At 69.2% G+C, this 22,480-nt stretch carries 20 protein-coding genes and 1 pseudogene; 11 read left to right on the forward strand and 10 right to left on the reverse strand.

Translation table 11 applies throughout. The annotated features are described in order from the left end of the window. Positions 1 to 29: 29 nt before the first annotated feature. From M2271_RS15675 to M2271_RS15685, 3 genes are read right to left on the reverse strand one after another with little or no spacing between them, the layout of a single operon-like run. A complete protein-coding gene (locus M2271_RS15675; RefSeq protein ID WP_280887811.1) occupies positions 30 to 818 on the reverse strand; it encodes an amino acid ABC transporter ATP-binding protein in 789 nt (262 codons plus the stop codon). Next, on the reverse strand, positions 815 to 1,651 hold the full coding sequence (locus tag M2271_RS15680) for an amino acid ABC transporter permease (RefSeq protein WP_280887812.1): 837 nt from the start codon (positions 1,649 to 1,651) through the stop codon (positions 815 to 817). Before M2271_RS15680 ends, M2271_RS15675 begins: the two co-directional genes overlap by 4 nt. Beyond that, entirely contained in the window at positions 1,648 to 2,499 is an 852-nt protein-coding gene (locus M2271_RS15685) for a transporter substrate-binding domain-containing protein (protein ID WP_280887813.1), read from the reverse strand. Before M2271_RS15685 ends, M2271_RS15680 begins: the two co-directional genes overlap by 4 nt. A gap of 253 nt (positions 2,500 to 2,752) precedes the next feature. Between M2271_RS15685 and M2271_RS15690 the strand changes: the two genes are divergently transcribed. The 5 genes from M2271_RS15690 (at position 2,753) to thpD (ending at position 7,524) form a co-directional block, all read left to right on the forward strand. Continuing rightward, positions 2,753 to 3,853, forward strand: coding sequence for an aminotransferase class V-fold PLP-dependent enzyme (locus M2271_RS15690; protein ID WP_280887814.1), 1,101 nt, complete (start codon positions 2,753 to 2,755; stop codon positions 3,851 to 3,853). A 381-nt stretch (positions 3,854 to 4,234) separates the two neighbouring features. Continuing rightward, positions 4,235 to 4,753: a diaminobutyrate acetyltransferase gene (gene ectA, locus M2271_RS15695; RefSeq protein WP_280887815.1), complete on the forward strand. Its 519-nt coding sequence runs from the start codon at positions 4,235 to 4,237 to the stop codon at positions 4,751 to 4,753. Between the two features lie 74 nt (positions 4,754 to 4,827). Beyond that, positions 4,828 to 6,099: a diaminobutyrate--2-oxoglutarate transaminase gene (gene ectB, locus M2271_RS15700; protein ID WP_280887816.1), complete on the forward strand. Its 1,272-nt coding sequence runs from the start codon at positions 4,828 to 4,830 to the stop codon at positions 6,097 to 6,099. Positions 6,100 to 6,191: 92 nt separating this feature from the next. After that, complete coding sequence (locus tag M2271_RS15705; protein WP_280887817.1) at positions 6,192 to 6,596, forward strand: ectoine synthase; 405 nt, start codon at positions 6,192 to 6,194, stop codon at positions 6,594 to 6,596. A gap of 7 nt (positions 6,597 to 6,603) precedes the next feature. Further along, complete coding sequence (gene thpD / locus M2271_RS15710; RefSeq protein ID WP_280887818.1) at positions 6,604 to 7,524, forward strand: ectoine hydroxylase; 921 nt, start codon at positions 6,604 to 6,606, stop codon at positions 7,522 to 7,524. Positions 7,525 to 7,629: 105 nt separating this feature from the next. On the opposite strand, the gene M2271_RS15715 is transcribed toward thpD, so the two are convergent. The 5 genes and pseudogenes from M2271_RS15715 to M2271_RS15735 all read right to left on the reverse strand — a co-directional run bounded on the left by M2271_RS15715 (position 7,630) and on the right by M2271_RS15735 (position 12,424). Beyond that, a complete protein-coding gene (locus tag M2271_RS15715) occupies positions 7,630 to 8,679 on the reverse strand; it encodes an aminotransferase class V-fold PLP-dependent enzyme (protein ID WP_280887819.1) in 1,050 nt (349 codons plus the stop codon). Positions 8,680 to 8,779: 100 nt separating this feature from the next. Then, complete coding sequence (locus tag M2271_RS15720) at positions 8,780 to 9,496, reverse strand: DsbA family oxidoreductase (protein ID WP_280887930.1); 717 nt, start codon at positions 9,494 to 9,496, stop codon at positions 8,780 to 8,782. A gap of 76 nt (positions 9,497 to 9,572) precedes the next feature. Then, positions 9,573 to 9,959, reverse strand: a pseudogene (locus M2271_RS15725) (DMT family transporter); the annotation flags it as partial. A 307-nt stretch (positions 9,960 to 10,266) separates the two neighbouring features. Continuing rightward, complete coding sequence (locus tag M2271_RS15730) at positions 10,267 to 10,875, reverse strand: DUF1349 domain-containing protein (RefSeq protein ID WP_280887820.1); 609 nt, start codon at positions 10,873 to 10,875, stop codon at positions 10,267 to 10,269. Between the two features lie 19 nt (positions 10,876 to 10,894). Continuing rightward, positions 10,895 to 12,424: an aldehyde dehydrogenase (NADP(+)) gene (locus M2271_RS15735; protein WP_280887821.1), complete on the reverse strand. Its 1,530-nt coding sequence runs from the start codon at positions 12,422 to 12,424 to the stop codon at positions 10,895 to 10,897. 144 nt (positions 12,425 to 12,568) lie between these two features. Here M2271_RS15735 and M2271_RS15740 point away from each other — a divergent pair, with 144 nt between their 5' ends. From M2271_RS15740 to M2271_RS15765, 6 genes are all read left to right on the forward strand, one after another. Beyond that, positions 12,569 to 13,342 carry an IclR family transcriptional regulator gene (locus M2271_RS15740; RefSeq protein ID WP_280887822.1) on the forward strand — a complete coding sequence of 258 codons (774 nt, stop codon included), beginning with the start codon at positions 12,569 to 12,571 and terminating at the stop codon, positions 13,340 to 13,342. Between the two features lie 4 nt (positions 13,343 to 13,346). Continuing rightward, a complete protein-coding gene (locus M2271_RS15745; protein WP_280887823.1) occupies positions 13,347 to 13,817 on the forward strand; it encodes a GNAT family N-acetyltransferase in 471 nt (156 codons plus the stop codon). Between the two features lie 94 nt (positions 13,818 to 13,911). Continuing rightward, positions 13,912 to 15,363 carry a penicillin-binding transpeptidase domain-containing protein gene (locus tag M2271_RS15750; protein WP_280887824.1) on the forward strand — a complete coding sequence of 484 codons (1,452 nt, stop codon included), beginning with the start codon at positions 13,912 to 13,914 and terminating at the stop codon, positions 15,361 to 15,363. Positions 15,364 to 15,578: 215 nt separating this feature from the next. Beyond that, positions 15,579 to 16,145: a SigE family RNA polymerase sigma factor gene (locus M2271_RS15755; RefSeq protein WP_280887825.1), complete on the forward strand. Its 567-nt coding sequence runs from the start codon at positions 15,579 to 15,581 to the stop codon at positions 16,143 to 16,145. After that, a complete protein-coding gene (locus M2271_RS15760; protein ID WP_280887826.1) occupies positions 16,142 to 17,047 on the forward strand; it encodes a hypothetical protein in 906 nt (301 codons plus the stop codon). Before M2271_RS15755 ends, M2271_RS15760 begins: the two co-directional genes overlap by 4 nt. A gap of 177 nt (positions 17,048 to 17,224) precedes the next feature. After that, a complete protein-coding gene (locus tag M2271_RS15765; RefSeq protein WP_280887827.1) occupies positions 17,225 to 19,426 on the forward strand; it encodes a family 43 glycosylhydrolase in 2,202 nt (733 codons plus the stop codon). A gap of 134 nt (positions 19,427 to 19,560) precedes the next feature. Here the strand turns inward: M2271_RS15765 and M2271_RS15770 are convergent, their stop codons facing one another. Then, positions 19,561 to 20,892, reverse strand: coding sequence for a polysaccharide lyase family 1 protein (locus tag M2271_RS15770; protein WP_280887828.1), 1,332 nt, complete (start codon positions 20,890 to 20,892; stop codon positions 19,561 to 19,563). A gap of 212 nt (positions 20,893 to 21,104) precedes the next feature. Next, positions 21,105 to 22,454, reverse strand: coding sequence for a sugar ABC transporter substrate-binding protein (locus M2271_RS15775; protein ID WP_280887829.1), 1,350 nt, complete (start codon positions 22,452 to 22,454; stop codon positions 21,105 to 21,107). Between the last annotated feature and the right edge of the window lie 26 nt (positions 22,455 to 22,480).

Raw genomic sequence — 22,480 nt, forward strand, 5'->3', positions numbered from 1 at the left:
GGCGAGGCCGAGCGTCGTCGACCGAGCGATCAGTCGGCCTTGCCGGCCTTCTCCGGTGAATCCTCCACCTCCGCCAGCGCAGGATCGAGGAGCCGGGAGAGGAAGTGGCGGGTGCGTTCGTGGCGGGGGTTGGCGATGACCTGCTCCGGGGCGCCGTCCTCGACGATCACTCCGCCGTCCATGAAGACGACCCGGTCGGCGACCTCGCGGGCGAAGGACATCTCGTGGGTGACGACCATCATCGTCATGCCCTCGTTCGCGAGCCGGCGCATCACGGCGAGTACGTCCCCCACGAGCTCGGGGTCGAGCGCCGAGGTCGGCTCGTCGAACAGCATCACCTGGGGTCCCATGGCCAGTGCGCGGGCGATCGCGACGCGTTGCTGCTGGCCGCCGGAGAGCGAGGCGGGGTACGCGCCCGCCTTCTCGGCGAGCCCCACCCGCTCCAGGTTCTCGGCGGCCACCTTCGCCGCCTCCGCCTTGCCGCGCCCGAGCACCCTGCGCTGCGGCAGCGTGAGGTTCTCGGTCACCGTGAGGTGCGGGAAGAGGTTGAACTGCTGGAAGACCATGCCGATACGACGGCGTGCGGCGTCGATGTCGACGTCCGGGTCGGTGAGTTCGGTGCCGCCGGCGAACACCCGGCCCTGGGTGGGCTCCTCCAGCAGGTTCACGCACCTGAGCAGCGTGGACTTGCCGGACCCGGAGGGACCGATCACGCAGACGACCTCGCCCTGGCCGATCTCCAGGTCGATGCCGCGCAGCACCTCGTTGTCGCCGAACGACTTGTGCAGGCCCTGGACCTGGATCTCCGGTCGGCTCATTTCACGGCCTCCTGGGCCTTGGCCTCCATACGGCGCACGACGAAGCCGAGCGGGATCGTGATCAGCAGGTAGCACAGGCCCGCGACCAGGATCGGCGTGGAGTTGGCGGTCGTACTGGCCAGGTCGCGGCCGTACTTGGACAGTTCGCGTTCCTCCAGGGTGACGCCGAGGAACAGCACCAGTGAGGAGTCCTTGAAGAGGAGGACCAACTCGTTGGTGAGCGGCGGGAGGATGATGCGGAACGCCTGCGGGATGATGATCGAGATCATGGCGCGGGCGGGTGAGAAGCCCAGCGAACGGGCCGCCTCCATCTGCCCCTTGGGCACCGCCTGGATGCCCGCGCGGATGGTCTCCGCCATGTACGCGGCGGCCACCAGACCGAGCGCCAGGGCGACCTTGCCGTACGTGCCGCCGATGATCTCCGTACCGGGGAAGGCCAGCGGCACGGCCACGCCGATGAAGATGAAGATCAGCAGGGCGGGCAGGCCGCGGAAGATCTCGATGTAGATCCCGGCGAGCCAGCGGTACGGGCCCACGGACGACAGCCGCATCAGCGCGATGACCAGGCCGAGCGCCAGTCCGACAGCGAAGCCGGACACGGTGAACAGCACGGTGTTCTTCAGCGCCAGGGTGATGACGTCCGGGAACATCTGCTGGGCGATGTCAGCCTGCGCGAACTGGTTCTTCAGCCGCCCCCAGTCCGCCGAGGCCGCGAAGGCGATCACGGCGGCGACGAACACGACGTACTGCGCGCCGCGCGACAGGCGGCGCTTCTGACGTCGGGTCAATCCCTTCTTGCGGGGCGGGACTTCGACCTTCGCGGTGTCGCTCATGAGGCGGACGGCGAGGCCGCGGAGTCGTCGTACGGGCCGATCCACTTCTCGTACAGCTTCTTGTACGTGCCGTCGGCCTTGGCGCCCGTGATCACCTTGTTGATGGCGGCCACCAGCTTGGCGTTGCCCTTCTTGACCGAGAAGCCGTACTGCTCACCGGTGTTGAGATTGTCGACGACCTTGAAGGCGTCCGCGTTGGCCTTGTTCTTGAGCCAGCCCTGGACGACCGGGTAGTCGATGACGACGGCCTTGACCTGACCGGCGCGCAGACCGTTGAGGACGGCGTCGGAGGACTCGAAGGAGACCGGGTCGAAACCCTTCTTCTGGACGTACTCCTCGCCGGTCGTCTGCGCCTGGGCGCCGAGCTTGACGTTCTTGGACTTGACGTCGGCGAGGGAGTTCACGCCGCTCTTCTTGTCGACCAGGACGGCCTGGGTGGCGTCGAAGTACGGGTCCGCGAAGTCGACGTTCTTCTTGCGCTCCTCGGTGATGGTCATGCCGGCCGCGGCCAGGTCGCACTGGTTGGAGTTGAGGAAGGCGCCGGTCTTGAAGTTCTCGAACGGTGTGTCGAGGATGCTCTGCTTCACCCCCAGGTCCTTGGCGACCAGGTCGATCAGCGCGACGTCGAAGCCCTCGTACTTGCCGTCCTTCTCCGACTGGAAGGGCGGGTACGGCAGGTGCGTGCAGGTGGTGAGCTGCCCGGCCTTGACCAGTTCGACCCCGCCGGCGGCGGTCTTCGAGCCGCTGCCTCCGTCGTCGGTGGAGGTACATGCGGACACGAGCACCAGCCCGGCCGTCGCGGTGATGGCGGCCAGGACACGGGTCTGGCGCCCGAGGAGCATGTTCACGGCGGGCCTTCCTGTGGGGAACGTGGAGAGGGGAGAATAGCGAGTTCCGATTATAAGGAGAGGTTTGAGTGTCTCCAAACAATCCGATGGCTACGGGACTGCCCGACCTGAGAAGTCATCGGCCTCAGAGGGTGGGAGGGGCACGGGAGGCGCTCGGGAGCGGGGCAGGAGTGGGGCAAGAGGGGCCGGTTACCCTCGTCTCGTCCACCCCGCCAGTGAGACTCGTTACCCCGTGAGTGAAGAGAGCAGCGCCGTGACGCACCCGTTTCTGGATTTGACCCCGTTGACCGCGGCGCGTTTCGCGTCCATCGAGGACCGTGTGGCGCGGCTGCTGCGGACCGAGCAGGACGTCGTGATCATGCAGGGCGAGGCGCTGCTGCCGCTGGAGGGCGCGATCCGCTCCGCGGCCGGTCCGGGGACGACGGCGCTCAACGTGATCACCGGCCCGTACGGGCAGACCTTCGGGGACTGGCTGCGGGACTGCGGCGCCACGGTGATCGACCTGGCGGCGCCCTTCCACACGGCGGTCACGGCCGAGCAGATCCGGGAGGCCTTCGCCGAGCACCCGCAGATCGACTTCGTGTCCCTGGTGCACGCGGAGGCCGCGACCGGCAACACCAACCCGGTGGCGGAGATCGGCGAGGCCGTACGGGAGCAGGGTGCCCTCTTCTACCTGGACGCCGTGGCGTCCATCGGGGCCGAGCCGGTGCTGCCGGACGCGTGGGGCGTGGACCTGTGCGTGATCGGGGCGCAGAAGGCGATGGGCGGCCCGGCGGGAGTGTCGGCGGTGTCGGTGAGTGAGCGGGCGTGGGCGCGGATGGCGGCGAACCCGGGAGCACCGCGACGGTCGTACCTCTCGCTGCTGGACTGGAAGGAGCGGTGGCTCGACGGTGGCCGCAAGGCGCTGCCGCACGCGCCGGCCCAGCTGGAGATGCTGGCACTGGAGGCGTGCCTGGAGCGGATCGAGGCGGACGGCCTGGACGCGGTGATGGCCAGGCACCGGCGTGCTGCCGAGGCCACCCGTGCCGGGGCGCGAGCGCTGGGCGGAGGCCTGGAGCCGTACGTGTACGAGGACCGGGAGGCCGCCCCGGTCGCCACGACGCTGCGGGCGCCGTCGGGCGTGCCGGCGTCGGAGCTGGTGGTCCGGGCGCTGGAGTCGGATCCGGCGGCGCCGCTGGCAGCGGGCGGGGGTGCCCTGGCCAAGGAGATGATCCGGGTCAACCACTACGGGGTGGACGCGACCCAGGGGGCGGTGCGGGCGAGTCTGGCGACACTGGGCGGCGCGCTGGCCTCGGCGGGGCTGCGGGTGGATGTCGAGGGAGCGCTGCGGGCCGCGGAGGCTGCCTGGCGGTGATCGGTGTGGGCGCTGCCGACGCTCAAGCCTGAAATCCTGCCCATCGGGACTAATTCCTGGTTAATCCCAGGCGTAATAAAGGACACATCAGGGAATTCATTCGAGAGCAGCTTCCCGTATTCTTCTGCCCGCTTTCTCTCGACCTAAACGCAAAGATTCTGCGGACGCCAGGCGGAGTAATTCGGGGAGTTCTCGTGTGGGTTACCTGGCTGTGACGCGTTACACACAGTGACCATTTCGCCCCTTATTTACCGGTCGAAACGGGACATACCCGGCGACTTTCGCGTGTCTGTGCGCGCCCGCGTGATAACACAGCCGTCGCCCGTACGTAACCCCTGACGGCGATGCATTTTTCTATTTAGCTCGGTAAATTCAATTCGCATGACTGCCGCACAAGCAGACCTGCAAATCGACCGTCCGTCGGTGGCGGACGGCGCCGCGCTGTGGCGGATGGCCCGGGACTCGAAGGTCCTCGACCTGAACTCGTCCTACAGCTATCTGCTGTGGTGTCGCGACTTCGCCGCCACATCGGCCGTCGCACGCGACGAACAGGGCGAGCCGGTCGGCTTCGTCACCGGCTACGTCCGCCCGGACCAGCCCCACACCCTGCTCGTCTGGCAGGTGGCGGTCGACGCGTCCCAGCGCGGCCGCGGAGTCGCCGCCGCCCTGCTGGACGGGCTGGCCGCGCGGACCGCCGCCGAACGCGGACTGACCACCGTCGAGACCACCATCACCCCGGGCAACACCGCCTCGGAGCGCCTGTTCACGTCGTTCGCCGAGCGCCACGGCGCCCGGCTGGAGCGCGAGGTGCTGTTCGACGCGGGCCTGTTCCCCGAGGGAACACACGACCCGGAAGTGCTCTACCGCATCGGGCCCCTGTCTCTCGCCCCCGCTGCCTGATCACTCCCTGCCACTCCCCCCGCCATTCCCCCCTGCCACTCCCTCTGCACCCCCCGCAACGAGGAGCGATTCGCGTGACCATCACCCAGCCCGACCTCAGCGTCTTCGAGACCGTTGAGTCCGAGGTGCGCAGCTACTGCCGTGGCTGGCCCGTCGTCTTCGACCGTGCGCAGGGCAGCCGCATGTACGACGAGGACGGCCACGAGTACCTCGACTTCTTCGCCGGCGCCGGGTCACTGAACTACGGCCACAACAACCCCGTCCTGAAACGGGCGCTGATCGACTACCTGGAGCGGGACGGCGTCACGCACGGGCTCGACATGTCGACCACCGCCAAGCGGGCCTTCCTGGAGTCCTTCCAGAACCTGGTCCTGCGCCCGCGTGACCTGCCGTACAAGGTCATGTTCCCGGGCCCGACCGGCACCAACGCCGTGGAGGCCGCGCTGAAGCTGGCGCGGAAGGTGAAGGGACGCGAGTCGATCGTGTCGTTCACCAACGCCTTCCACGGGATGTCGCTGGGCTCCCTGGCCGTGACCGGGAACGCCTTCAAGCGGGCCGGTGCGGGCATCCCGCTCGTGCACGGGACGCCGATGCCGTTCGACAACTACTTCGAGGGCACGGTCCCGGACTTCCTGTGGTTCGAGCGGCTGCTCGAGGACCAGGGCTCCGGGCTCAACAAGCCCGCCGCGGTGATCGTGGAGACCGTGCAGGGCGAGGGCGGCATCAACGTGGCCCGCCCGGAGTGGCTGCGCGCGCTGAAGGAGCTGTGCGAGCGGCAGGACATGCTGCTCATCGTCGACGACATCCAGATGGGCTGCGGACGTACGGGCGCCTTCTTCTCCTTCGAGGAGGCCGGGATCACGCCGGACATCGTCACCGTGTCCAAGTCCATCAGCGGCTACGGCATGCCCATGTCGCTGTGCCTGTTCAAGCCCGAGCTGGACATCTGGGAGCCGGGCGAGCACAACGGCACCTTCCGCGGCAACAACCCCGCCTTCGTCACGGCCACCGCCACGCTGGAGGCGTACTGGGCGGACGGCTCCGCGATGGAGAAGCAGACCCGTGCCCGCGGCGAGCAGGTAGAGCAGGCGTTCATCTCCATCACCGAGGAGAACCTCGCCGACGTCAGGGAGTACCGGGGCCGCGGCATGGTGTGGGGTATGGAGTTCCACGACAAGGAGCGCGCGGGACGGGTGGCGCAGCGCGCCTTCGAACTCGGGCTGCTCATCGAGACGTCCGGTCCGGAGAGCGAGGTCGTCAAGCTCCTCCCCGCACTCACCATCACGCCCGAGGAACTGGACGCCGGGCTGAGCATCCTCGCCCGCGCCGTCCGAGAGACCGCCTGACGGCCGACCGGCTGACCAGTCGACCGGCTGACCGCCGGCCAGCCACCCGGCGGCCCGAATCAGTACATCCACCTAGGAGGCATCGCAGCACCGTGATCGTCCGTTCGTTCAAGGACATTGAAGGCACCGACCGGCACGTGAAGTCCGCGTCCGGCACGTGGGAGAGCAAACGCATCGTCCTCGCCAAGGAGCGGGTCGGCTTCTCGTTGCACGAGACGACCCTGTACGCGGGTACGGAGACGTCGATGTGGTACGCGAACCACATCGAGGCCGTCGTGTGCGTCGAGGGTGAGGCCGAGCTCACCGACGACGAGACCGGGCAGAAGTACACCATCACGCCCGGGACCATGTACCTGCTCGACGGCCACGAGCGGCACACGATGCGGATCAAGCAGGACTTCCGCTGCATCTGTGTCTTCAACCCGCCCGTGACCGGACGGGAGGACCACGACGAGAACGGCGTCTACCCGCTGCTCACCGAACCCGAGGAGGTGTGACGTCACCATGACCACCACCACGCCCAGCGCCGCCACCCACGGCACCACGGTCCCGGATCTCTACCCCAGCCGCGGCGCCACCGAGGTGTCGATCCCTCGCCGGGACCCGGTCGTCTGGTCGCCGCCCGGCACGGCCGGCCCGGTCTCCGGCACCGACCTCCAGGCGTTCGAGCGCGACGGCTTCCTCGCCATCGACCAGCTCATCGGCCCCGACGAGATCGGCGTGTACCAGCGTGAGCTGGAGCGGCTCGTCACGGATCCCGCGATCCGCGCCGACGAGCGCGCCATCGTCGAGCCGACGTCGCAGGAGATCCGGTCCGTCTTCGAGGTGCACCGGATCAGCGAGGTGTTCGCGAACCTGGTGCGCGACGAGCGGGTCGTCGACCGGGCCCGGCAGATCCTCGGCTCGGACGTGTACGTCCACCAGTCACGGATCAACGTCAAGCCGGGCTTCGGCGCCGGCGGCTTCTACTGGCACTCCGACTTCGAGACCTGGCACGCCGAGGACGGTCTGCCGAACATGCGAACCGTGTCCGTGTCGATCGCGCTCACCGAGAACTACGACACCAACGGCGGCCTCATGATCATGCCGGGGTCGCACCGGACGTTCCTCGGCTGCGCGGGGGCCACACCGAAGAACAACTACAAGAAGTCCCTGCAGATGCAGGACGCGGGCACACCCTCGGACGAGGCGCTGACCAAGATGGCGTCCGCGTACGGCATCAAGTTGTTCACCGGCCCGTCCGGTTCGGCGACCTGGTTCGACTGCAACGCCATGCATGGCTCGGGTGACAACATCACGCCGTTCCCGCGCAGCAACGTGTTCATCGTGTTCAACAGCGTGGAGAACAAGGCCGTCGAGCCGTTCGCGGCTCCGGTACGGCGGCCGGAGTTCATCGGAGCGAGGGATTTCACCCCGGTGAAGTAGGCGCGTCGCCCCCGGAGCGGGCGGTGTCACAGGCGGTACGAGCTGCAGCAGCCACGCCGGTGACGCCGCCCGCTCCGGCGTGTTCCCACGGCGTCCTCCCCCGGCTCAGGAAGACAGGGTGTTCAGCAGCCGGTCGACGTCGGCGGGTGTGTTGTAGAGGTGGAAGGCCGCGCGCAGGTTGCCCGCGCGGTCGGAGACCTGGACTCCGGCGTCGCTCAACTCGCCCTGGAGGTGGCCGAGTCCGGGGACGGAGACGATCGGGGAGCCGGGCGCCGGGACCGGCTGGTGGCCGAGTCGGTGCAGCCCGTCGCGGAAGCGGTCCGCCAGGGCGAGGTCGTGGGCGCGTACGGCGTCCACGCCCAGCTCCTCCAGCAGCGCGAGGGAGTGACGGGCACCGGCGTAGGAGAACAGGGCCGGGCTCTCGTCGAACCGGCGTGCGGAGTGGGCGAGTTCGTCGACCGGGCCGTAGCAGGCGTCCCAGGGACGCTCCCCCGCCACCCAGCCGGCGAACAGGGACGGGAGACCGCCCAGGTCCTCCGGAACGACCAGGAAGGCCACGCCGCGCGGGCACAGCAGCCACTTGAAAGCGACGGAGGAGACGTAGTCGTAGGCGTCCGCCGTGAAGTCCAGCCATCCGGCGGCCTGGGACGCGTCGACGTACGTCCGCGCCCCGTGCTCGTGGGCCGCCGCCCGGATCGCGGCGAGGTCGGCGACCCGGCCGTCCGCGGACTGGGCGGCGCTGACCGCGACCAGCGCGGTGCCGGGCCGTACCGACTCGGCGAGGTGTTCCAGCGGCACGCTGCGCACCTTGAGGTCGCGGCGGATGTGGAAGGGGTTCACCAGGGAGCTGAAGTCCGCCTCGGCGGTCAGTACCTCGGCGCCCTCGGGCAGCGAGGCGGCGACCAGGCCGCTGTGGACGGCGACCGAGGCCCCGGCCGCCACCCGGTCGGCGGGAACCCCCGTCAGCCGCGCGAACGCGGCCCGGGCCGCCTCGACGTCGGCGAACATGTCGGTCGGCTGACCGACCGCCGACGCCTGAACGGCGGTGTGCATGGCGGCCACGGTCCGGGCCGGCATGAGCCCGGTGCTCGCGGTGTTCAGATAGGTGTTCTTCGGGGCGAACTCGGCACGGACGAGGCTCTCGAAGGTCTCCATGGAAACCACTGTGCAGCCCAGGCGGCTCCAGGTCCATGGGGTACCTTTGCGTGTTTTCTCCAAGGAGCGCTTATACGTCCGCCCTGACCTGCGCAGTCGCTCAGGACTGCGGCACCGCGCAGCCGTCCGGACCGCACGCCTGAGCGCCGCCCTCGTCGATCAGCTGGAGCGGCGACCGCTCGCCCCACGCCCGGGTCAGCGCCTGCGCGAAGACCTCGGCGGGCTGGGCGCCGGAGACGCCGTACGCGCGGTCGAGGACGAAGAAGGGCACACCGTTCGCGCCGAGCTCGGCGGCCTCGCGTTCGTCGGCGCGGACATCGTCGGCGTACGCGGTCGGGTCGGCGAGGACCGTGCGGGCGGCGTCGGCGTCCAGGCCGGCCGCGACGGCCAGCTCGACCAGCCGCTCGTCGCCCTCGGAGAACACGGACCGCTCCTCGGCGAAGTTGGCCCGGTAGAGGATCTCGATCAGCTCGTCCTGCCTGCCCTGCTCCTTGGCGAAGTGGAGCAGGCGGTGCATGTCGAAGGTGTTGCCGTGGTCGCGGTCCCGGGTGCGGTAGGCGAGGCCCTCGGCGGCGGCCTGCGCGCCCAGGTTCTCCTCGCCGGCCAGGGCCTGCGTCTCGCTCATGCCGTACTTCTTGGTGAGCATGTCGATCACCGGCTGGACATCGCCCTTGGCGCGGCCCGGGTCCAACTCGAACGACCGGTGCACCACTTCGACCTGGTCGCGGTGCGGGAAGGCCTCCAGCGCCTTGTCGAAACGGGCCTTTCCGACGTAGCACCAGGGGCAGGCGATGTCCGTCCAGATCTCGACGCGCATGGTCTCGGCACTCTCCAGGTCGTACGGGAGACGGAGCCTGCCTCCGCCCGATACCTGAACATTCAAGCAGCGGGATTCATTCCCGGGGTCCAGAACTGGCGAGGACAGGACACGTTCCGTCCTCTTCAACGGTTTCGGCGGTGGCAGTGCGGTGGGTGCGTTCGATGGCCTGGCCCCAGTACGTTCCGACGATCATGAGCACGGCGCCGAGGGAGGCCCACACGGTGAGCCGTTCGCCGCCGAGCGTGATCCCGATCGCGACGGCCCAGATCGGCTCGGTGCCCATCAGCAGGCCGGCCCGGCCGGCAGAGGTGCGTCGCACGGCCCACGTCTGGGCGAGGAAAGCGAACACGCTGCAGAACAGGGCGAGACAGATCAGCTGCGACCAGGTGGTGGCGCTGCTGTGGGCCAGGTCGGGCAGGTGAATGAGGGCGGGTGCCAGGAACAACGCCGAGCCGACGACGGCCGCTGGGCGCGGTCCACGCCCGACGCCACATCGACGTCCTCCACCGACCGGAACGCACCGCACGACGGGCCGTCCGAACCGTCCTCGCCGAGTTGCACCGCGCCGCCACAGAGATCCAGAACCGGGACACCGACGCGCCTCACCCCGATGCCGGCACCTCCGCAACCGCATGAAACCGGGAGAGCCCGGTCGGGGTCGTGGCCGGTCCCGCGTCTCACAGTCGTTCTCCGGGTGACTACGGCGTAGTCCCGCAGCACCCCGGCGTCGGCCGCCGCCTCACCGGCGAAGTCGGTGACCTTCGCCCTCAGCTGCCGTCTCGCAGGCCGTCCGGCCAGTGAGGCCTGAACTCGAGGTGGTCGTACGTCACGACGCATCCCTCCCCCATCGGCGACTGCGTCATGAAGCCGACCAGGGCGTCGCCGGTCTCCTTCTCGTCCCCGAGCGTGAAGAGCCGGACGAAGGTCCAGCGCTCGCCGTCCCGGGAGGCGTGGAAGGCGAAGGCCCGCCCGGTGCGGCTCACCCGCAGCCACACCGAACTGCCGTCCACGGTGAAGGAGTTGGCGTCGTCGGAGTGGCCCCGGGTGACCACCGTGCACACGGTGGGCACGTCCGGGGAGTACTCCAGACACAACTTGGCCCAGGCCCGCTCCCCGACATGGACGTACAGCACCCCTGCGTCGAACGCCTTGGCGAACCCGACCCGGACGCGGGCGACGAGCTGGAAGTCCCCCAGGGGCGCGCCGAGGAGGCGGGGTGCGTCGGAGGCGGGGTCCAGCGCCTCACCGGTGGGCGTCACGAAACGGTCCTGGCGAGGACCGGCCCATCCGGTGAGGACTCCGTCCTCGTAGGACCAGTTGCCTTCGGGTCCGTAGGTACGGAGGGGGAAGGGCAGTTCGGGAATGTCGACGTCCATGGCCCTCACCCCTACGGCGCTATCGCTCCAGCAGCCCGTCGAACCGACGAGGCAGCCCCAGCGGATTGTCGTCCTTCAGCTCCGGCGGCAGCAGGGCCTCCGGCGCGTTCTGATACGCCACCGGCCGCAGCCAGCGCTCGATGGCCGTACCGCCGACGGACGTCGACGTGGACGTCGTGGCCGGGTACGGCCCCCCGTGATGCTGAGCCGCGGCCACCGCCACACCCGTGGGCCAGCCGTTCACCAGCACCCGCCCGGCGAGCGGGGTCAGCTCCTGAAGGATCTCCGCCCCGCGCCCCTCCCCGGCCGCTTCCCCGGCGGACAGCTGAACGGTCGCCGTCAGGTTTCCCGGCAGCCGCGACAGCACCGACTTCACCTCGGCGTCGTCCTCGTAGCGGGCCACGACGGTGACCGGCCCGAAGCACTCCTCCAGCAGCAGGTCGTACGCGCCCTCCCGCGTCAGCTTGTCGGCCGGCACCGTCAGGAAGCCCGGGCTCACCGTGTGCTCGCCGCCCGGGCCCGGCGTCACCGGCGAGTCCACGTGGGGCAGCTCGGTCCGCTCGGCGACCCCCGCGATGAAGTTGTCCCGCATCCGGTGGTCGAGCAGGACGCCCGCGTCGGTGTCGCTGACCGCGTCCGTGAGTGACTTGACCAGGCCGTCACCGGCGGCGCCGGACGGCACCAGCACCAGGCCCGGCTTCACGCAGAACTGTCCGACGCCCAGAGTCATGGACCCGGCGAGGCCCGCACCGATCGCCTCGGCCCGCTCGGCGGCGGCGGCCTCGGTGACGACGACGGGGTTCAGCGATCCCAGCTCGCCGTGGAACGGGATCGGCACCGGCCGGGCGGCGGCGGTGTCGAACAGCGCGCGCCCGCCCCGGATGGATCCGGTGAAGCCCGCCGCGGTGACCAGCGGGTGCTTGATCAGCTCGATGCCCGCCTCGAAGCCGTGGAGGAGGCCGACGACTCCCTCGGGGATGTCGTGCGTGACGGCGGCCCGGCGCAGCACGGAGGCCACGAGCTCGGACAGGCCCGGGTGGTCGGGGTGGGACTTGACGACGACCGGGCAGCCCGCGGCCAGCGCGCTCGCGGTGTCACCGCCGGCGACCGAGAAGGCGAAGGGGAAGTTGGAGGCCGAGTACACGGCGACGACGCCCAGCGGCACCTTGTAGCGGCGCAGGTCGGGGATGGGCGGGGTCGCGGTGTCGTCGGGGTGGTTGATGACGACGTCGAGGAAGGCGCCCTCGTCGACGATGTCCGCGAAGGCCCGCAGCTGGTAGCAGGTACGGGCGAGTTCGCCGGTCAGCCGGACCGGACCGAGCGCGGTCTCGGCGTCGGCGGCCTCGACGAGGTGTTCCTTGGACGCCTCCAGGCCGTCGGCGGCGGCGCGCAGGAACGCCGAGCGCACCGTGCGGTCGGCGAGGGAGCCGCGTGCGGCGTGGGCGGCGCGCACGGTGGCGTCCACCTCCTCGGCCGTGGCCTCCACCGCGACCTGCTCACGCTGCTTCCCGGTACGGGGGTCGACACTCCAGACTGGTGCTGCTGCCACCGAGGGTCCCTCCAGGTATGTGTAGCGCTGTAATGCCGCAGTATGTGGGTCATCCACCAGGGTCGTTCGATATGCTGAACGCTGTCTCTGATGATGAATATGCTGTTGGAGACTATTTCCCGTCGAACGAAGGGGTCAAGGGCGATGTCGGCAGCCGAGACAGGCGGCGGGGCGCAGGTCAAGTCCGCGGTACGGACGGTTGAACTGCTCGAATACTTCGCCGGTCGCCCCGGCATGCACTCCCTGGCGGCGGTCCAGGAGGCCGTCGGGTACCCCAAGTCCAGTCTGTACATGCTGCTGCGCACGCTCGTGGAGCTGGGCTGGGTGGAGACGGACGCGACAGGCACACGGTACGGCATCGGCGTACGGGCGCTGCTGGTGGGAACGTCGTACATCGACGGCGACGAGGTGGTCGCGGCGGCCCGCCCGACGCTGGACCGGCTGTCGGACGACACCACGGAGACCATCCACCTGGCCCGTCTGGACGGCACCAACGTGGTCTACCTCGCCACCCGCCAGTCCCAGCACTACCTGCGCCCCTTCACCCGGGTCGGCCGTCGGCTGCCCGCGCACTCGACCTCCCTCGGCAAGGCGCTGCTGAGCACGTACTCCGACGAGCAGGTGCGCAAGATGCTCCCGGAGACCTTGCCCGCGCTGACCGAGCACACGATCACCGACCGGGAGAAGCTCATCGAGGAGCTTCACCAGATCAGGGACCAGGGTTTCGCCGTCGACCGCGAGGAGAACACGCTGGGGCTGCGCTGCTTCGGCGTGGCGATCCCCTACCGGACGCCCGCCCGCGACGCGATCAGCTGTTCCGTGCCGGTGGCCCGGCTGACCCCCGCGCACGAGCAGATGGTGAAGGACGCCCTGTTCGACGCCCGCGACCGGCTCACCCTCGCCACCCGGAGGCTCTGAGTCCATGGAGGTCGTACTCCGCGCGGTCCACGACAGCGACCTGCCGGTCTTCTTCCGGCAGACGAACGACCCGGAGGCCCTCCGCATGGCGGCCTTCGGCCCGGCGGATCCCGCCGACCGGGACGCCTTCGAGGCCCGGTGGAAACGGATCCGGTCCTCGGCCGACGTGGCGCGGACCGTGCTGGCCGACGGTGACGTGGTGGGCAGCGCGGCGGTGTACGGGGAGCCGGGCGAGCGCGAGGTGACGTACTGGGTGGACCGCGCGTACTGGGGGCGGGGCGTGGCCACCGCCGCCCTGCGCGGGCTGCTCGCCGAGGTGCCCGAGCGCCCGCTGCACGCCCGCGCGGCCGCCGACAACCAGGGCTCGCTGCGTGTCCTGGAGAAGTGCGGCTTCCGGATCACCGCACGGGCCAGGGGATTCGCGAACGCGCGGGGCGAGGAGATCGACGAGGCCGTGCTGGTCCTGAACGGTTGAACCGTCCCTTCCCGGATGGGTGTTCATGAACACCCGGTGAGAATCCCGACGGGCGGGAACGTTCCGCTTGCCCCCGTTCGTCTTTCCCAGCGGCATGAACAAGACGATCAGGCGCGCCTCCGTCTTCACACTGCTGCTGGTGCTCGCCCTGCTGGTGAGGGCGACCTGGGTGCAGTTCTACGACGGCCAGGCGCTCGCGGACGACAAGGACAACCGGCGCAACGCGATCGAGACGTACGCGGCTCCGCTCGGGAACATCATCGTGGCCGGAAAGTCGATCACCGGTTCCACGGCGACGAAGGGCAGCGACCTCACGTACAAACGCACGTACCCGGACGGGCCGCTGTACGCGGCGGTCACGGGCTACGCCTCGCAGGCCTACGCGCCCACCCAGTTGGAGGGCATCTACCAGGATCTCCTCAACGGCACGGACAGCCGGCTGAAGACCGTCATGGACACGGTCACCAACGAGCGTGCCGAGCCGGGCAACGTGGTGACCACGATCGACCCCGCTGTGCAGAAGGCGGCGTACGACGCGCTCGGTGACAAGAAGGGCGCGGCCGTCGCGATCGACCCGAGCACCGGCAGGATTCTCGCCATCGTGTCGACGCCGTCGTACGACCCGACGGAGCTGACCGACGCCAACACCGCCGGGTCCGCCTGGCAGAAGCTCACCACGGACGCGGACAAGCCGCTGACCAACCGGGCGCTGCGCCAGCCGCTGCCGCCGGGCTCGACGTTCAAACTGGTCGTGGCGGCGGCCGCGCTGGAGGACGGGCTGTACTCGTCGGTGGACGAGAGGACGGCCAGCCCGAACCCGTACAAACTGCCGCTGTCGAACGACGTGCTGTCGAACGAGAACCCGTCGGCGCCCTGTGAGAACGCCACGATCCGGGTGGCGCTCGAGTACTCCTGCAACAACGTCTTCGCGAAGATGGCCGTCGACCTGGGCCAGGGCAAGGTCCGGGCGATGGCCGAGAAGTTCGGCTTCGACAACGCGACGCAGGACGTGCCGGTGCGCGCGTACGAGAGTGGTTACCCGAAGGACATGGACAAGGCGCAGACGGCCCTCACCGGCATCGGCCAGTTCGATGTCACCGCCACCCCACTCCAGATGGCCATGGTGTCCGCCGCCATAGCCAACGGCGGCAAGCTGGTCTCGCCTCATATGGTGTCGGAGATCACCACCAGTGGTGACGACGTTCTGGAGAACTACGACGACGCCACCGACACCACGGAGGTCGTCAGCTCCTCGACCGCCGAGCAGTTGCAGTCGGCGATGCGGACGGTCGTCGAGGACGGCACGGGGACCAACGCGCGGATCTCCGGCGCGACGGTGGGCGGCAAGACGGGCACGGCCCAGCACGGCGAGAACAACAGCCAGACGCCGTACGCCTGGTTCACGTCCTACGGAAAGGCCGACGGCAAGGAGGTCGCCGTGGCGGTTCTCGTGGAGCAGTCGAACGCGGCACGGTCGGAGGTCAGCGGCAACGGGCTGGCCGCGCCGGTGGCCAAGGCGGTGATGGAGGCCGCGCTCGGGAGGTAGGGCACCGTCGGGTCATTGACGTTTTCTCCGTGTGACGGCATCAGGGCCGACCCGGTCGGCCCGCCACACGATGTTCGAAGAGCCGTACGAACAATGCGGCCATCGCTGCTACGCTTCCGGATCTCGTCCGGACCCCTCCGGGTCATCACATGTCAGACACATGACACGCACGGGCGCCCTGTGGGTGCCCGAGCCCCTGTGAGGAGAGGTCACCCGTGGGCACAGTCGTCGACGACGCCGCCTCCGCGGAGTTCCATGCCTTCTTCGAGCGTCACTACGCCGAACTCTCCCGACTCGCCCATCTGCTGACGGGTGAGGCGGACGCAGCCGACGACCTGGCGGCGGACGCGCTCCTCGCGTTATGGCACCGCTGGGACCGGGTCCGCGCGGCCGACCATCCGGTGGCGTACGCGCGTGGAGTGGTCGCCAATCTGGCCCGCACCCGGATCCGCAGCGCGGTCCGCGAGCGACGGCGGGTGGCGCTGTTCTGGTCGCAGCGCGAGGAGAAGACCGAGAACCCGGACGTGGCGGGCGTGGTCGACGTGCAGGAGGCGTTACGCAGACTCCCGTTCCGCAAACGCGCCTGCGTGGTGCTGCGGCACGCCTTCGACCTCTCGGAGAAGGACACCGCGCTCGCCCTGGGCATCTCGGTCGGTACGGTGAAGAGCCAGACCTCCAAGGGAATGGCCGAACTGCACCGGTCGCTCGGAACACAGGCGGTCCCGCGGCAGGTGCACGCGGCGATGGCACGCACCGGTGAGGCCGGAGGAAGGAACCGATGACCATGCGGCGGGACGTGCACGACGAGCTGCGCGCCCGGCTGCACGAGGCGGCCGGGGCCCACGAGCCCGACCCCGCGCGCATCCTGGCGCGGATCGAGCGCGGTATGACCGAGCAGACCCGCACCGACGACCGGGCGACCCGTCCGCCCGTGTTCGGCTGGGTGCGGGTGGTGAGCGCCACGGCCGCGGTCGCCTGTGTGCTCGGTGTCGGCGGGTACGCGGTCGCCTCGGCGGTGAAGGAGAAGGCTCCCGCGCGGCAGACGGTCGCCAAGTCGCCGCCTCCCGCCCCGGCACCGGACGCGACGACCGGGGCGCCCATTTGGCCGGTGGAGCCGACGGACGGGACGGACGGGACGAAGGGGACGGCTGGAACGCCGGGCTCCCCGCAGGAAACCGGCAGGCCGAGCACGTCGCCCCCGCGGTCCCCGAGGTCCACCGCGACCGCGGCACCGCCCGCCTCCGGCACCGAGGACGGCCCGTTGTGGTCGGACGGTTCGGTCGACCCGCACAGCAACGAGTTCTGGGCGCAGAGCGACATCACCCTCAAGACCACCGAGAAACTCACCGCGCTCACGGTCGAGCTGAAGGTCAGGCAGACCGGCGGGGTCAGCTCGGCGGGCGCCTGGCGGTCCCTTCCCGAGGGCGACTTCACGGCGACGGTCACCGAGCGGGACGGCTTCCTCGTCTACACCTGGGTGCTCAGGACGGGCCGTACGGTGTGGCCGGGCGAGTGGGTGTTCGCGGGCCAGTACGACCACACCCGCGGCGGCCGGGACGCGACGAACGACGGCTACTCGGTCACCGCCACCGCGAGCGGCGAACAGCTGGCCGTGGCGGGCGACTTCGCCGCTCACGGAGACGGTGGGGAAGACGACGGGGAAGACGCCGCGGGCGACTCGTAGCAAAGCGACGAGGGCGATCCCTCAAGAGACCGGAAGAAGTCGCCGCGGCCGAGCGAGAACGATCGAAACTTTCGCCGGGTCTCGTCCCGCTCTCGCCGATTGACGCGCGGATTCCCACTGGTGACACTCCGAGGCGCAACACTCAACAGAAACCCCCACGCTCCGACAGGATTGCCCATGCGCCTACGAGCCGCGCTCCTCGCCTGTCTCACCCTTCTGCTCTCCCTCCTCGCGATACCCCCCAGCACCGCCCAGTCAGGAGCACCACCCGTGAAGCAACCCCAGTACGCCGGGTATCTCTTCGCCTACTTCACCGGTGAGGGCACCGCCGACGGCGAGCAGATCCGCTACGCCCTCAGCCGCGGCAACGACCCGCTGCACTGGCGTGAACTCAACGCGGGCAAGCCGGTCCTGACGTCCACGACCGGGGAGAAGGGGCTGCGCGACCCGTTCGTGATCCGCTCCCCCAAGGGGGACAGGTTCTACCTGATCGCGACCGACCTGCGCATGTACCAGAACAGCAGCGGCAGCTGGGACGACGTCCAGCGGCACGGCAGCAGGTCGATCATGGTGTGGGAGTCGACGGATCTGGTCCACTGGACCGACCAGCGGCTGGTGAAGGTCTCCCCGGACAGCGCGGGCAACACCTGGGCCCCGGAAGCCTACTGGGACGACTCACTCGGTGAGTACGTCGTCTTCTGGGCGTCGAAGCTGTACGCCGACGACGATCCCGGTCACACGGGATCGACGTACAACAAGATGCTGTACGCGACCACCAAGGACTTCCGCACCCTCAGCGAGCCGAAGGTCTGGAACGACCCGGGCTACTCGGTCATCGACTCCACGGTCGTGAAGGACAAGGACACCTACTACCGGTACACCAAGGACGAGCGGGACCCCACCTCCAGCTCGCCCTGCGCCAAGTTCATCACCGGGCAGAAGTCCAAAAGCCTGACGTCGACGACGTACGACTCCGTCGCGGACTGCATCGGCAGCGGTGCGATGGAACGCGGTGAGGGGCCGACGGTCTTCAAGTCCAACACCGAGAACAAGTGGTATCTCTTCATCGACGAGTACGGCGGCCGCGGCTACGTCCCGTTCGAGACCACCGACCTCGACTCGGGCAAGTGGACCCCGTCCACCGACTACCAACTGCCCGCCAGCCCCCGGCACGGCACCGTCCTGCCGGTGACCCAGAAGGAGTACGACCGGCTGCTGTCCGCGTACCCGGTGAGTCCCACGTCGGTCGTGGACGCGACGGCCAAGGGACAGCAGGGGTACGCGATCACCACCGATGCCGCGTCCAAGGTGGTGCTGCCGATGGAGCCCGACGCGGACCTGCGCGGCCTCGCTCCGAAGATCCACGTGGGTGAGGGCGCGACCGTCAGTCCCAGGTCCGGTACCCGCCGGGACTTCCGCACGCCGCAGACGTACACCGTGACGGCCGCGGACGGGACGAAACGCACCTGGACGCTCAAGGCGGCGGTGACCCGAAGTCCCGTCCTGCCCGGCCTCAACGCCGACCCCGATGTGCACTATCTGAACGGCGAGTACTGGATCTATCCGACGACGGACGGTTTCCAGGGCTGGAGCGGTACGCGGTTCAAGGCGTACTCGTCGAAGGACCTGGTCCACTGGAAGGACCACGGCGTGATCCTGGACCTCGGGCCGGACGTGGCCTGGGCGGACAAGAACGCGTGGGCGCCGGCGATCGCCGAACGCGACGGCACGTACTACTTCTACTTCTGTGCCGAGCAGCAGATCGGCGTGGCGGTGGCGGACTCCCCCGCCGGCCCCTTCAAGGACGCGCTGGGCAAGCCCCTGGTGGCGAAGGGCGGTGCGCTGAGCGGCCAGATGATCGACCCGGCGGTGTTCACGGACGACGACGGGACGTCGTATCTCTACTGGGGCAACGGGCACGGGTACGCGGTGCCGCTGAACGACGACATGGTCTCCTTCGACGCGACGAAGGTGAAGGACATCACCCCGGACGACTTCCGCGAGGGATCCTTCGTGATCAAGCGGAAGGGCACGTACTACTTCATGTGGTCCGAGGACGACACCCGCAGCGAGAACTACCACGTCGCCTACGCGAGTGGACCGTCCCCGCTCGGCCCGTGGACCAAGCGGGGGACGATCCTGTCCAAGCGTCCCGACCACGGCATCCTCGGCACCGGCCACCACTCCGTGGTGAACGTCCCGGGCACCGACGACTGGTACGTCGTCTATCACCGGTTCGCCCTGAACGGTCCCGGCCGGCCGGGCGGCGACGGCATGCACCGCGAAACGACCATCGACCGCATGGAGTTCGCGGCGGACGGCACGATCAAGCCCGTGCTGCCGACGCTGGAGTCGGTGAGCCCCGTGCGTTCCGGCTGACCAGCTCGGAGGACGGAGTCGAGCCGGGTGACGGCGCCGCGGCGGCGGCGCCCGTCACGCACGTCAAGGGTCTCGCGCGCGAGGGGGTGGGGCCGGGGCGGAGTGGGATCCGCCCCGGCCGGTTCGGGAGCGGGTCAGCGCAGGCGGCCGGCGCCCGCGCCGTGGTCGACGATCGCGGGGACCGCCCTGGTCCGGTCGACCTCGGTGCGCAGGGTCGGCGTCCAGCCCGCGCCGGACCGGAGGGTCTCGCCGGGGATCTCCGCGTTGTGCACGGCGATCAGGTCGACGGGCTTGCCGTTGACCTGGTTGTCGGCGGCGGTGACCGGCGCCTCGCTCCACTTCTTGAGGGCCTTCGCCGCGCTGACACCGGCGGGCAGCGTGAACGCGTTGTGCTCGGCGACGAGTTGGGACTCCTTGCCGATGCCGAAGCTGTAGGCGTAGTCGCCGTTCGCCACGAAGTGGTTGTTGTACGAGTCGACCTGCCCGAAGCGGACCCGGGGCGCGCGCTCGACCAGGTGCGAGAACAGGTTGTGGTGGAAGGTGACCTTGAGGTGCCCCCGGTCGCCCACCGCCGTGGACTCGCTGTCGCTGTTGCCGATCAGGATCGTCTTGTCGTGCTCGGTGAAGACGTTCCAGGAGGCGGTGACGTGGTCGGCGCCGCGGACGATGTCCAGTTCGCCGTCGTGCTGCTGGTAGAGCATCCCGAAGTAGGTCGGGGCCGCGCTGTCGGGGTGGCTGCCGTCGGTGAACGTGTTGTGGTCCAGCCACACATGCGTGGAGCCGTAGACCACGGCGGTGTCGTACTCGGAGTTCCAGTTGCCGGTGGAGCCGTCCGTCGGGTCCCACTGCGGGAAGCAGTCGACCGGGCTCTCGAAGGTGAGGTTGCGGACGATGACGTTGTCCACGGCCTTGATCTGGAGGCTGGCGCCCTTGAAGCCGGCGTTCCGGCCCACCCCGATGATCGTCGTGTTGGCGGGGACGTCGGCCTTGACGGTCTTGTCCTGGTCGGCGGCGGAGACGCGGCGCAGTCCCTCGGGGCTGTCGGCGGGCTCGGCGCTCAGGTCGGTGTCCAGGCCCCACTTCTCGGGCGAGTACTTCGCCAGATAGGCGTCGAAGTCGTAGCCCGGCGCGGCGAGCGCGGCGCAGCCCTCCGAGACCGCGTCGATCGTCCCCTTCACCTTGATGATCTTCGGCGCGCCGCCGCCGGCGGCGAGGGCGGCCTTGAACCCGGCCCAGGTCGTCACCGTGTAGACGTGCTCGGCGTCGGCAGCGGCGCCGCCGGTGGTCCCCGTCCCGTACGAGGCCCAGCCGTCGTGGGCGGCGAGGGTCTGCCGGGCCGGGTCACGGGGCGGGGCCGGGTGACGGGGGTGGGCCTGGGCGGCGGGGCCGACGGCCGTCAGCACGAGGGCGGCGCAACCCACCACGACGCTACTCGTGACATGGGCATGCCATCTCGGTGTGTTCATTATGGGCCTCTCTCTTCCGGATCCGGGGTGGGTTACGCGGTGGTGACCTGTCTGCGGGTGAGGGACACGACGGTGCCTTTCTCACCAGGCGTACCAACAGGCGTACGAAGAAAGGTGCTGAACGGTGTCTTCAAGTGGGGGTGCCCCGCGCCCCGGAAGGGCGCGGGGCGGTGCCTGATGTGCGACTGCCGCCGCGCGGGCGCGACCGGCTTCTAGTTTTTCCGGCCGTTCCACTCGGTCTGCGCCTTGTTCAACTGTTCGGCCAGCGTGTCCAGGAAGTCCTTCGCACTCATCTTCCCGAGCAGCACCTTCTGGAAGTTCGGCTCGTTGTCCGACTTCGAGATCGTGTTCCAGTCCGGCAGGTAGTACGGCAGCTGCACGATGGTGGTCGACCCGTCGGTCAACGCGTCCGCCGCCAGCTTCGTGGGCTCGGCCTTGGAGATCCACGCGTCCTTCGCCGCATCGGTGTTCGACGGCACTTGCCCCGCCGTCTCGTTGAACTTCGAGTTCTCCGCGCGCGAAGTGGCGAACTCGATGAACTTCCAGGCGGCTTCCTTGTTCTTGGAGTTCTTGAACAGCCCCATCCCGTCCACCGGGTTGGACACCTGGACCCGCTTGCCGCCCGGACCCGTCGGCTGCGGAATGCCGCGGAACTTGTCGGCGCCGAGTGCCTTCACATGGTCCTGGTAGGAGCCGAGGTTGTGGTTGAGCATTCCGATCGTGCCGGAGTCCCACTGGGCGACCATCTTGGTGAAGTCGTTGTTCAGGTCGGCGGCCGGCGTGACCTTCTTGTAGAGGGCCGCGTACTTCTCCAGCGCCGCCACGTTCTTCAGGTCGTTGACCGTGGTCTTCTCACGGCTCGCGTCCCAGAACGACGTGATGCCGGACTGCCCGTACATCGCGTCCAGCGCCTGGGCGATGGAACCGGTGCCACCACGGATGGTGTAGCCGAACTTGTTCTTGCCCGCGTCGGTGAGCTTGTCCGCGGCGTCGTAGAACGTGTCCCAGGTGGTCGGCGCGTCCAGGCCGGCCTGCTTGAACAGGTCGGTCCGGTAGTAGAGGACACCGTTGTTGGCGGAGGTCGGGATCGAGTAGAGCGTGTCGTCCCGGCCGCCGGCCGCCTTCAGCGACTTGACCATGTCCTCGTTGAGCTTGCCGGCCAGGGAGGACTTGGCCACACGGCCGTCCAGCGGCTCCAGCGCGTTCTGCGCGGCGAACGACGCGATCATCGCGGCGCCGACACCGCCGACGTCCGGCAGACCCCCGCCCTGGATGGCGGTGTCGACCTTCGACTGGTACTCGGTGGAGGCGATCCCGACGTACTCGACCTTGATGTCCGGGTTCGCCTTCTCGAAGTCGGCGATGACCTCCTTCCAGATGTCGGTGCGCACACCGCCGTTGTTGTCCCAGAAGACGATCTTGCCGTCGCCGCTGCCCTCGGCGCCCTTGCCACCGCCCGAGCCGCTGCCGTCGTCACCGCAGGCGGTGGCGGTCAGCGCGAGGACGGAGCCCAGGGCGACGGCTATGGCGGCGCGCCTGCTTCTGCGGATGCTGATCTTCATTGGTCGGCTCTCTTCTTCTGGATCCG

Source organism: Streptomyces sp. LBL, assembly GCF_029893585.1.
In the GTDB taxonomy this organism is placed as follows: domain Bacteria; phylum Actinomycetota; class Actinomycetes; order Streptomycetales; family Streptomycetaceae; genus Streptomyces.